Raw genomic sequence first — 11,446 nt, 5'->3', positions numbered from 1 at the left:
TTAAAAAGCGATGATTTCCTGGTAACGAAAACTAACGGCTAAAATCTGACTGTAACTTTTACGCCAACCGCAGATAAGGACACTTCTGTAAAAATCCAGATGCCTTATTATGGGCATCCAAATTATGAGTATGCGTTGGCGTAGGTCGAATAATGCCGCCAAATAGGTCATCTAACCCGTAGGGTGTAAAAAATTGCCATTGTCTTTGAGCATTTAGTCGAACTCCCACAGCAGTAGCGGTGTGCAACCAATCCGTGATGCCATCCTCTGTACTAGTATAAGGTCTGCTACCAAGACGCCAACGAGCAAAACTGGCTTGATTTTTAACATCAAACTCGTCATCAGGAAATTGTTCTGTGAGAGTAGCTTTTGCTACTAGTTCTTGGGAACGGTTCCCCTCTATATCAAAGAATGCAATATCAAAATCTTTAATAATTAACCCACAGTCATTCCCAAAAATTGAAGACCAAACGGTGTTGCGGACTGCACCCCCAGCTAACCACCAGTTAGGTAGATTTAGTTGAGCGATCGCAGGTAATACTGTATTAATACGCGTATCAGCTAAAATCATCTGTAGGCGAGTGTTACTATTCATATCAAATTTCTGGGATTGTCAAGTAGAAGGTGAAAATATTATCATTCACATTTCATTAAACTTACGGTGTTGATAGTCCTGTTGTGACACTTTGCAAGCCAGTGTTTATTAGGAGAAATTCTGTAGTAATAGTATAAATAAAACAGGTTACACAGAAGGTTAAATTGTGAATTTAGAATTTATAATTTTTATTTATGGAAGATTTATTTGCGCGACTAGAACGCACACTCAATCCTGAACTGCCAACTCTTGCAGAGTCACAACAACAACTCCTCCAAGAAATCAGTATTGATGAAAATCAACCCGGTACGATTCTGCATGACTTTCAAACCCTGATAGATTTCTTACAACCAAACGGAGTGGAAGTTAGTAGTATTAATAACCTTCTACCGCTAAAAATCTTATCAGAAGTTAATTCTCGGTTAAGTCACCCAATTGAAACTAAACTCAAACGCCCCGTACAGAAATCATACCCCTACATTAATGGACTATATCTGTTATTACGCAGTTCTGGAATAGCCCAAATTAAATCCCAAGGGAAGAAGCAGGTTTTAGTTTTAGATGCAGCAACTTTGCAATCATGGTCAAGCCTCAATCTAACAGAACGCTATTTCAACTTATTAGAAGCTTGGTTGATTTGGGGAAATAACGAAGTTTTGGGCGAACATCAAGATTCATTAGGGAATTTATTTAGATGTATTCAACTTTGGCCTCGCGTCCCAGATAAAGGTTTAAAATTTCCTAAATATGAAGATCAAAACAATATTAGTTATTACCCCGGACTGCATAATGTTGCCCTGTTAGAGTTATTTGGATTGTTATCTATCAAACATGGGAAACCACAAGAAGGTAAGGGGTGGCGTATTACTAGCTTACAACGCTTGCCCTTTGGTGATGCTCTGTTGCAATTACTTTTTCCACTGGGTATACGAGGAGAATTACAGGATGATGTGAATGTGACTTTTGGAAAATTGCAGTCACATTTCCAACCATTTTTTCCAGAATGGGAGGATAATTTACTTGTTCCCAAGCAAGGCTTCACTGATGGTATTTATATTTTCAAAGTATCCCTTTCTAAGGCTTGGCGACGCATTGCCATACCAGCAAAAAAACCATTAAGCTGGCTAGCAGAAATAATTCTCGATGCTTTTGACTTTGATTACGATCACCTGTACGAGTTTAGTTATAAAGACCATTTTGGTCGCATCATAAAAATCGGTCATGCCTACATGGAAACACCCCCATTTGCCGACCAAGTGCAGATTGGTGATTTATCTCTAGAGCCGGGTGGTAAAATGACCTATCTTTATGATTTTGGTGACAACTGGAAATTTGATGTGCAGTTAGAAGCAATTAATCCACCTGATAACAAAATCAAAAAACCGAAGATTTTAGAAGTTCACGGAAATGCACCTCAACAGTATTGGAGTGAGGATGATGAATCGGATGAAGATGAGGAATGAGGAAGATTTAGGAAAGTGTAGATCATCAAAAATTTCTCGTATTCTCATGTCTTCTGTTTGTGTCTATTAAAACCTGCTTTAAGATTGAGATAGTGTTAGTTATAGCGGTTCTCGGTTAAGTGAGGTACAAGAACCCCACCCCCAACCCCCTCCCCGCAAGCGAGGAGGGGACTATGATGTACCTTTTATGATTAGGAAACGCTATACAATAAGTGATACAAATTGTTAGGAGATAAAACCTGTGAGTCTTCCATATACTGGAGGTTGTCAATGTGGACAGATTCGTTATGAAATTAATGCTGAACCGTTAACACTTTATCTATGTCACTGTCAGGAGTGTCAAAAACAATCGTCTAGTGCCTTTGGTATGTCTCTTACAGTACTACGAGATGCTGTTATAATTATTCAGGGAAAACCAAAAGCTTGGACTCGGAAAAATGATAGTGGACGTGAGGTAAATAACCTATTCTGTGGCGACTGCGGAACGCGATTATTTCATGAAAGAACTTACAAGCCAAATACTATCAATGTCAAAGCTGGAACCTTAGATGATACAAGTTGGTTACGCCCAGTGGGTAACATTTGGACACGCAGTGCGCAATCATGGGTGATAATTTCAGACCAATTGCTCAACTATGATGGGCAACCAGAGGATACGCAGCCTTTATGGGAAAAATGGAAACAACAACATCCATAAATGCATAACTCATGATATTAGACATAATACTTATGATACTTAAAGTATCTAACTTATCATTGTACTAAAGAAGATAATAATAAAATTTTACTGGTAAAATGCTTTAATGAACATATTAGATTATTTAAAACAGTAATAGTAAACTCAAATTATAAGTTCAGCTTGTGTATCATATATAGTTCCACCTGTCTGCAAATCATTAATAAAGCTAACACACTATTAATATTTCACATGAAAGCTTACTGGACATTTCCAATCAAGTAATGTAATTGAAATTGGATAAGTAAGGCGATTTTGGCTCATTTTCAACACTTTTAACAGTTATTTCTAGACAAGCTTGATGAAACACGATACACCAAAAGAATTGAACCCAGACCAAGAAATTGGGCGCTTAATTGATGAGGTAATGTCTTCATCTCTGACTGATGAACAGTACCGCAAAAAGATGCAGCGACGCAAAGAAGTGCAAGACAAACGCATAGCAGAAGCTGTACCAGAAAAAGGGTTAATTATTGTAAATACTGGTAACGGTAAGGGTAAAACTACTGCGGCTTTGGGGATGGTGTTGCGATCGCTCGGTCATGGGTATAAAGTAGCGATAATCCAATTCATCAAAGGTAGCTGGGAACCTTCCGAAAAAAGGGTTTTCAGCTATTGGGAAGACCAAATAGAATTTCACGCAATGGGCGAAGGCTTTACCTGGGAGACTCAAGATCGCGATCGCGATCTTGACAAAGCTAGCGCCGCCTGGGAAAAATCATTAGAATACATCCGCAACCCAGACTTTCATCTAGTGTTGTTAGACGAAATCAATATCGCCCTCAAAATGGCTTACTTACCAGTAGAAGACGTTTTAGCCGGTTTGGCACAAAAACCCGCTAACAAACACGTTATTCTCACAGGTAGAGGCGCACCACCTGCTTTAATTGAGCGTGCTGACTTAGTAACTGAAATGACCCTAGTTAAGCACCCTTTCCGCGATCAGGGTGTGAAAGCACAACCGGGAATTGAATATTAAATCAGAATTCAGAACTCAGAATTGTTAAAAAACAGGTTTCCGACTCAGCAGAGATTCAGAAACCTGGTTTTTAATTTTCGTATGTCATATCATGTCCGTTTGATTGCTTATTAAACCCAAAGAACCCCACCCCGCCAAAGCTACGCTTTGTCTCCCCTCCCCGCTTGCGGGGAGGGGTTGGGGGTGGGGTGTAATGACTGTGGTTAGCATAACTAATTATGAGGTACAAAGTTTTACTTCTGAATTCTGAATTCTGAATTTTGCTGTAAGTTCCCTTTGTTACTTCTTATTCCAAAGACTTAAAAATGCTTGAGAGATGGCTGGGGTAATCTGACTTTGTAAGTGATTTAATGCATCACGATGGTTTGCATTATTGTCATCATAATAAGTAAAAAGATTCGTCAGCTTCACAATCTCAGGATTTTGATCGTTTGTCCCCCTCCATTTGTTAGTAACTTTGTGTAAAACGTCCTTGGGTAGATTTTGTTGTAAGTTATTTAACGCTGCAATGTAAGAAGGATTTTGAGGATTTTTTTTGAATTGAAAGCACAAATCTATCAGCTTTAGTTGTGACTGAGGCGGAGTCTGGGGTTTATCTGTGAGACTTGGTTGCTGTAGAATTTGCCGCTGTTCAATAGTAGCAATCCCATTTTCAGTTAAACCCTGAGATTTCTGAAATTTCTTGACTGCTGTATAAGTAGCTGGCCCATAAAAAGGCAAGTCTGGAGGAATTTCAGCATTGGTTGCAAAACCGTGAAACTTCAATCTATTCTGAAGCCCTTTCACTGTATCTTCCATGACAGTTCGAGTCTCTGCATCAGCATTACCATTAACCACAAGTTTTTGTGAGTACTGTTTCTGAAACTTTTTAATAGCTTCTTCAGTAGGATCGTCTGTCAAAGAGTTGTTATTCCGCTTCCAGGGAGCAAATTTAGTCAGATCCGGTTTAGGATCGATCTCAGGAGCTAAATATCCCAATCCGATCAATATATGACGGATGACTTCAGGGCTACTAACGGCCATACTTTTTGGTTCCTTTGCGATTAAACTACCATTTAATGTATCTTGTTTTACAAAAATTAGGTAAGTAGAAATAAATAAATCTAACATTTCTTATTTGCAAGGCGTTCCGAAGCTTAACCGATGTGTGACGACAAGCTGCAACTCTTTGAGACTTCGATCTATGCGACTACAGAAAGTAAAAAAGAAAGAGATGCGATCGCTTATTCTCAACTATTAATGATACTACGTGTTAGGGACACACAGATGTGCGCAGACAATTTTACAAAAGGCTTCAGGGAAATATAATATTGGATATTATCGTCAAGGTAGCTCCAATATCAAACAGCGCCAGCGGCCATCGCAAAAACATCGCTCAATTACTACCAGACAAAAAAGCAAACTCCCGTTTAATATTCCAACGCTTCCCGTCGTGAAGCAGTAAGGTTAATTTGTCAGCAGTAAACTCAAAATGCAACTGACGATTTTCAAATTCTGGCCAAGCAGCTTTAAAATTCTGCTTTGTTAAATCCCGAAATGCAACCGTTAAATGGGGTGCAAAAGGGCGGCTTTTAGAAACCTTGTCAACAATTTGCAAGTTGCTTTCTGTATAAGCCATTAAATCAGCTTGCAAAGTTAAAAGCTCTTGACTTCTGACGACATTAATGTATATGACACGAGGTGCAAAGGCATTAAACCCTTTCAGTGTAATTGCTACTTGCTGTTGTTCGCTGGCAAACTCTTTCAAGGATGCTTCTAACAGTGGCAAGTTATCATCTGCCCATTCAAAGGGCGGTTGCAGGGTAATATGAGGCGGAGACTTTAGCGCCCCGCTACTAGTATAGCGATCGGCAAAATACTGCTTAATCTCGTTGGCGTAGTCTTGAATATCTTGTGGTGGTAAAAGGGCGACAAAAAAACGGCTCATTCAATTTTAGATTTTGGATTTTAGATTTTGGATTATGAAATCATTGCTGTTGAGTATTGAACGGCAAACGCTCAAAGGATATTACAGATATAGCAGTGCGTTAGGCTAAAGCCATAACGCACTTCACTTAAGATTTATTGTATTTGATACTCTGAATCAGCACTGGGTACTTTACGTAGGCTGTCTGTTGTAACTGGAGTTAAGAAGCCAATGCCGTGGTTTGTAAAAATTGAAGAGGGAAAAGTCGATAAACTTACCTTTGACCAATATATACCTGCTCACAAAGCCTACATTCGGGAATTAATTACTAAAGGACACAAAGCGCGAACAGGCTATTGGGTGGAGCAAAGAGGCGGAATGTTACTGTTTGAGGCAGCCTCAAAGGAGGAAGCGGAAGCAATTGTAGCTGATGACCCCTTGGTAAAACACGGCTGCGTCAACTATCAGCTTTATGAATGGCGAATTGTTATGGAATGACACACACTTACTGACTTTTCATGTTATGGTTATTGAAGACCTGGATCTATGCGATCGCAACACCCAAATCTTGTCAGAACCGGAAGGTAGCAGCAACACGGGAGGCTTGTGGTAGGCGTAGTCTCCGGGTCGCCCTATTTTTAGGAGCGGTCAGCAACCATGCCTGGTTTTGGAGATATTGTTCAAAAAGCTTTTTACCTCGGTGTTGGATTAGCTTCTTACGCAGGTGAGAAAGCAGGGGGAAAATTAGCCGAAGTGCGATCGCAAGTCCAAAAACTGGCAGATGAAATGGTGGCAAAGGGCGAAATGAACACAGAAGAAGCCCGCCGCTTCGTTGAGGACATGATGAAGCAAGCCCAACAAGCCCAACCATCTGTTGAAACCTCTGAGAAAACGCCCCCTTCTCAACCTCGCCGCATTGAAATTTTAGAGGAAGATGAAGAGCCAACGGTCAAAGAGGCGTCAAATGATGAGAATGTAGATAAATTGCGCGATGAAGTGCTAAAGCTACAAGACGAGTTAAAACGATTGCAACGCGATCAATAAAAAGCATTGTTTGAGCGCAATATTAAGTAATAAGTGGCATTTTGACATGACACTTCGGATAAAAACTTGATAAGATACATTGCCTAGTGTGTATTTTAGTGCTTCAAGCCAGATAACACAAAGCGTCCTGTTTATAGCCTGCAAAGGTGTCAAGTTTATGGAACAGTGGCAAAAAGATTTAGTAGAAATTGTCGAAACAGTGGCTGATGAAGTAGAGCGCTTCTTCCTGGGAATGAGTGAAGTAGTAGACGCATTTTTTGAGCTAACGGAAGAAGTCAGCGAGCAAGTACACAATAATATTGTTACGGAAGTCGATCAGTATCTACAGGATTTGGCTGAACCGATGTTAGAAGCTTACTGGGAACTGGAAGACATTGTAGCAGATGTCGATCCGGGTTTTCCTTATTCAGTTGAACCTACATCTGAAAAAAATCCTGCCTGTATTGGTTGTAGTCATTACCACGGTCAAGTTTATGGTGGTAATTTATTAGTTTGTGCTATGCATCCCCACGGTTGTGAAGATGAGAATTGTCCAGACTGGGAGAGGGAAGAGTATTGAGGAGGAGTTAGGAGTTAGGAGTTAGGAGTTAGGAGTTAGGAGTTAGGAGTTAACAATCTACAAAATTACTAAAAGGACGTAAAGATAAGTAGAATAACTAATGACAAATGACAAATGACAAATGACAAACCAAGAAATGAAGTATGGCGAACGCGACATTGCCGAAGGTAAACTAATTACCTTTCCGAATCCGCGTGTGGGGAGGCGATATGACATTAACATTACTTTGCCGGAATTTACTTGTAAATGTCCGTTTTCCGGCTATCCTGACTTTGCGACAATTTATGTTAGCTATGTGCCTGATGAACGGGTAGTGGAATTGAAGGCGCTCAAGCTTTATATTAATAGTTACCGCGATCGCTACATTTCCCACGAAGAATCTGCCAATCAAATTTTAGATGATTTTGTGGCTGCTTGCGATCCGTTGGAAGTCACGGTAAAAGCAGATTTCACGCCTCGCGGTAATGTACATACTGTAGTTGAAGTGCGTCACCAAAAGTAACATGATTGCCGATCAGCGCAGATGGCATTAATCGGCTTCATTCAGCAATTTTCTTCACGGCAGATTGCACTTGAAGCACAACTTTTTTTGATAAAGGAATATATCCAAGTTCCAAACTGGATTTTTGCCCGTCAATCACAGCCCAATTCACAAAGTTTTTCAGCGCTTTAGCTTTGACTCGGTTGGGATATTGGTGATAAGTTAAAAGCCAGCTGTAAGTGACAATGGGATAAGACTGGGCACCTGTAGGATCGGTGATAAAAGCAATCAAGTTATCACCTGGTAATTTCACTGCTTCTAAAGTTTGCGCTACAGATTCTGGTGTCGGCGTAATATAATTACCAGATTTATTTTCTAAAGCAGCCACAGGAAGCTTATTTTGTTTGGCGTAAATGTATTCTACATAGCCAATAGCTCCTGGTATCTGTTGAATCAGGGCAGTAACACCTTCGTTACCCTTTCCACCAACTCCCACTTGCCATGCTATCGATTTACCAGCCCCAATTTTGCTTTTCCATTCTGGACTTATGGCGCTTAGGTGTTGCGTAAACACGCTTGTAGTTCCACTACCATCAGTTCGGTGGACAACCTGAATTGGTAAATCGGGCAAACTTACACCTGGATTAGCTGCGACTATTTTAGGATGATTCCAATTCGTAATTTTTCCGAGAAATATATCTACGTAAACTTGGCGTGGCAGCCTGAGAGCAGTTTGCACATTGACTTGAGGCGACTGCTGTGCAACTGGTTTGAGGTTATAAGCTAACACAATAGAACCGGCAGTTAGAGGTAAAGCAATCACTCCCCGTTTGATTTTGCCTGCTTGTTCATTTGTAATTCCCACATCACTAGCTGCAAAGTCCACAGTACCTTCGATGAGTTGTTGCACTCCAGCACTGCTCCCTATAGCTTGATAGTTAATTTGTACATCAGGATGTTGCTGGTTATAATCTGCAAGCCAGCGCTCATATAAAGGTGCAGGAAAACTCGCCCCAGCACCAACGAGAGAAATATGTTTGATGTTTCGATTATTAGCAGTACAAGAAGTGATATTTAACAAGATAGCGATTAGGGGTAAAAGGTAAACGCGTCCCTTAAATTGAAGTTGAGCAGATATAGAAATCTTTTGTTCCAATGTTGAATAAATACCTCTAGTAATTTTCTAATTAATTGTAAATAACTTTGAAACGCAGAGGAGCGCAGAGGTTAACGCAAAGGTACGCAAAGTAATCCTCTGCGTACCTCTGCGATTTCCTTTGCGCCCCTATCCTCCGGGAAGGCGTTCGCGTAGCGTCTCGTAGAGAAGCGCCTATGCGTTTAAACTTCAATCGCTGTCTCTTTCTCTTCACCTTTTGGCTGTGAACTTAGCCGATCTAAAATATCTAAAACCTCTTGTTCAAAAGCAACTTGGGCGCGATTAGTTTTGCCACCAATATACAAGCGATCGCCTTTTTGTAATGCCCAGATTTGTGAATGAGAAAAGTAACTCATCACCACACCCAACATGAGCAAACCAAACCCTGTGTAAACAATTGGGATGCCTGGATCGGCTTTAATTTGTAAGCCAGTGCTACCAATGACATCCAAAATTTTCAGCTTCACGCCATTAACTTCGGTGAACATCCCCGTGCGGACTGTATCAACAAGTTTGCCAGTGGCATCATAAATTAATACCATCCCTTGCAAGTCTTTCGCCAACAGGGAGACACCCTCACTCAAATCCGGTTTAGTGGGAACCCAGGTTCCCCAAATGCGCCCGTTACCGTTGGTATTCAATTGCGCCATCGGCAGCTGAAAAATTGGGCTGTTGTTAAATTGGACGCGAACACCTGCAATTCCCCAATCAGTTTGATAGAAAGTTATGCCATGATAGCGCAGAGGTTCGTTGACAAAAATCTTCTTGTGGTCAATTTCCTTTCCCTGATTATTCAAGACAGACATATCTGAATAAAATTGATCGATGCCGCCAGATGGAGTGTAATCAATCCAAAAACGATTGACGCGCACAGACCAATCTTTCGATATTTTTGCGGCTATTGGGCCAGCATCGACAATATTTGTCACTTGAAATGTATCGCCACTGGCAACCATTTCCTGAGCCAGAAACCCAGTCATTGCCCCCCAAATTCCCCCTAGCAAAATACCGACGATGCCAATATGAACGATAATTGGGCCGATGCGTCCAACTATTCCTTTGCGGGCGTAAAGAAGATTTTCTTTTTCTTGATTTGGAAAAATTTTATAGCGGTGTTTTTGTAATATTTCGCTGAGGAAATTTAGGGAACCAGTATCTAATTCTGCACTTAAAGCTAATTTTTGAAATTGTCGTGGTTCTTCGTAATATTTCCACCGCTGGGCAGCTTTTAAGGCTGGTAACTGACGGGTAAATGAACAAGCAGTTAAGCTAGTACCAAATAAGATGAGTAATGACAGAAACCACCAGGTACGATATACGTGATCTAATCCAACTACTTGAATTACCTTCCAAGTTAAGAAACCAAACAAAGCTGGATGTTCTGGATAGTTGGTTTGGTAAAATGCGGGTGACTGACCTTGCTCAATGACAGTACCGGTGGAGCTAAAGATTGCAATCAATAGCAGTAGTGCGATCGCTAATCGTAAGTTGGTCAGTACAGGCAAAAGCTCTTGCCGTAAGAACTGCCCAGGTATTGCCCACCATTTTAATTCTTTGGACGCTGAATCTTCTAAAGTCATTAGGTGTAAAATCTAACAAAGGTATTGATATTAAAAACTGCCAAGGGGAATCCGAGAAATTAAGGAAAATACACCGAATCCTACCAATAGTGCCCCACTAACTGGATTAATCCAACCAGACCAGCGACGCAATTCCAGTAATTTTTTAATTGAAGCTGTAAAAGTACCCGCCAAAATCAACGGTGCTACATAACCGGCTGTGTAAGAAAGTAGCAAAACAGCGCCTAAAATTAAGTCTTGTGTACTAGCAATCCAACTTAACAAGCTCGCTAAAACAGGTGTGCTACAAGGGGATGCCACTAAGCCGAAAGTCAGTCCCAGCAAATAGGAACGCAATCCTGTTGGCAAATCTGGCGAAATCCAATTCGTTTCATTCAAGGATGGAAATTGTATAGGCAGTGCTTCTAATAAGTTCAGCCCCATGAGAATAGCGATAATGCTGACGATAATCGGCAAACCAATCCCCACTTGACCGTAGACTTTTCCAACTAAACCTGCTATAATCCCTAGCCCTGCTAATGTAGTTGCTAAACCTAAAGCAAACCAAGTTGATTGGGCAGCTGCTTGCAAGCGACTTTTAGCTTCATAACCACCGATGTAACCAATGGTAATTGGCAGCATCGAAAGCATACAGGGTGTGAGACTGGTGAGCAAGCCAGCCGCAAAGATGATACCAACGCTTACCACGCTAAGGTGTGTCAGTTGGTTAGAAACGAGGCTGTTGGCAAATTGTTCTAGTTGGTAAATTTGGGTTTGCAGGTTATCAAACATGGGGAGTCTCTGAGCGGGAAATGCTTACTCTGCTTGAATTTTAGCTTACTTTTGGTTTTTGAGTCAGAATAACCAAATTATCCAAACCTAATATCATCTAAATTTCATCTGCCCAAAGAAATGTATTTAAAATACAATTAAGCTCGGATTATCCCTGAAGATGCACGGCTGGAGTG

General features: G+C 40.8%; 13 protein-coding genes and 1 other RNA gene. 8 read left to right on the top strand and 6 right to left on the bottom strand.

All coding sequences use genetic code 11. The features are described from left to right. Positions 1-58: 58 nt before the first annotated feature. Positions 59-595, bottom strand: coding sequence for a nucleotidyltransferase family protein (locus tag V7K61_RS07175; RefSeq protein WP_335052229.1), 537 nt, complete (start codon positions 593-595; stop codon positions 59-61). A 194-nt stretch (positions 596-789) separates the two neighbouring features. Here V7K61_RS07175 and V7K61_RS07170 point away from each other — a divergent pair, with 194 nt between their 5' ends. The 3 genes from V7K61_RS07170 to cobO all read left to right on the top strand — a co-directional run bounded on the left by V7K61_RS07170 (position 790) and on the right by cobO (position 3,773). After that, positions 790-2,058 carry a plasmid pRiA4b ORF-3 family protein gene (locus tag V7K61_RS07170; protein ID WP_335052227.1) on the top strand — a complete coding sequence of 423 codons (1,269 nt, stop codon included), beginning with the start codon at positions 790-792 and terminating at the stop codon, positions 2,056-2,058. Between the two features lie 241 nt (positions 2,059-2,299). Further along, complete coding sequence (locus tag V7K61_RS07165) at positions 2,300-2,755, top strand: GFA family protein (protein WP_335052225.1); 456 nt, start codon at positions 2,300-2,302, stop codon at positions 2,753-2,755. Positions 2,756-3,095: 340 nt separating this feature from the next. After that, positions 3,096-3,773, top strand: a complete 678-nt coding sequence (gene cobO, locus V7K61_RS07160; RefSeq protein WP_335052223.1) for a cob(I)yrinic acid a,c-diamide adenosyltransferase — start codon at positions 3,096-3,098, stop codon at positions 3,771-3,773. A 279-nt stretch (positions 3,774-4,052) separates the two neighbouring features. Here cobO and V7K61_RS07155 read toward each other — a convergent pair whose 3' ends face one another. Together V7K61_RS07155 and V7K61_RS07150 are read right to left on the bottom strand one after the other, a co-directional pair. Beyond that, positions 4,053-4,883 carry a peptidoglycan-binding domain-containing protein gene (locus V7K61_RS07155; protein ID WP_335052221.1) on the bottom strand — a complete coding sequence of 277 codons (831 nt, stop codon included), beginning with the start codon at positions 4,881-4,883 and terminating at the stop codon, positions 4,053-4,055. Positions 4,884-5,148: 265 nt separating this feature from the next. After that, a complete protein-coding gene (locus V7K61_RS07150) occupies positions 5,149-5,700 on the bottom strand; it encodes a 2'-5' RNA ligase family protein (protein WP_335052220.1) in 552 nt (183 codons plus the stop codon). 210 nt (positions 5,701-5,910) lie between these two features. On the opposite strand from V7K61_RS07150, the gene V7K61_RS07145 reads away from it, so the two are divergent. The 5 genes from V7K61_RS07145 to queF all read left to right on the top strand — a co-directional run bounded on the left by V7K61_RS07145 (position 5,911) and on the right by queF (position 7,784). Then, positions 5,911-6,177, top strand: a complete 267-nt coding sequence (locus tag V7K61_RS07145; protein WP_335052218.1) for a YciI family protein — start codon at positions 5,911-5,913, stop codon at positions 6,175-6,177. Positions 6,178-6,214: 37 nt separating this feature from the next. Continuing rightward, an RNA gene (gene ffs, locus V7K61_RS07140) (signal recognition particle sRNA small type) lies at positions 6,215-6,311 on the top strand. A 25-nt stretch (positions 6,312-6,336) separates the two neighbouring features. Further along, positions 6,337-6,723, top strand: coding sequence for a phasin family protein (locus V7K61_RS07135; RefSeq protein WP_335052216.1), 387 nt, complete (start codon positions 6,337-6,339; stop codon positions 6,721-6,723). Positions 6,724-6,880: 157 nt separating this feature from the next. Then, a complete protein-coding gene (locus V7K61_RS07130) occupies positions 6,881-7,282 on the top strand; it encodes a hypothetical protein (RefSeq protein ID WP_335052214.1) in 402 nt (133 codons plus the stop codon). A 121-nt stretch (positions 7,283-7,403) separates the two neighbouring features. Beyond that, positions 7,404-7,784: a preQ(1) synthase gene (gene queF / locus V7K61_RS07125; protein WP_194046690.1), complete on the top strand. Its 381-nt coding sequence runs from the start codon at positions 7,404-7,406 to the stop codon at positions 7,782-7,784. Positions 7,785-7,821: 37 nt separating this feature from the next. On the opposite strand, the gene pstS is transcribed toward queF, so the two are convergent. The 3 genes from pstS to V7K61_RS07110 all read right to left on the bottom strand — a co-directional run bounded on the left by pstS (position 7,822) and on the right by V7K61_RS07110 (position 11,270). Continuing rightward, on the bottom strand, positions 7,822-8,919 hold the full coding sequence (gene pstS / locus V7K61_RS07120; protein ID WP_335052211.1) for a phosphate ABC transporter substrate-binding protein PstS: 1,098 nt from the start codon (positions 8,917-8,919) through the stop codon (positions 7,822-7,824). A 182-nt stretch (positions 8,920-9,101) separates the two neighbouring features. Further along, a complete protein-coding gene (locus tag V7K61_RS07115; RefSeq protein WP_335052208.1) occupies positions 9,102-10,499 on the bottom strand; it encodes a cytochrome c biogenesis protein in 1,398 nt (465 codons plus the stop codon). Between the two features lie 30 nt (positions 10,500-10,529). Next, positions 10,530-11,270, bottom strand: coding sequence for a cytochrome c biogenesis protein CcdA (locus V7K61_RS07110; protein ID WP_099101020.1), 741 nt, complete (start codon positions 11,268-11,270; stop codon positions 10,530-10,532). Between the last annotated feature and the right edge of the window lie 176 nt (positions 11,271-11,446).

The organism is Nostoc sp. (genome assembly GCF_036918015.1).
Taxonomy (GTDB): Bacteria; Cyanobacteriota; Cyanobacteriia; order Cyanobacteriales; family Nostocaceae; genus Nostoc.
This window is presented reverse-complemented; position numbering and strand designations above follow the sequence as displayed.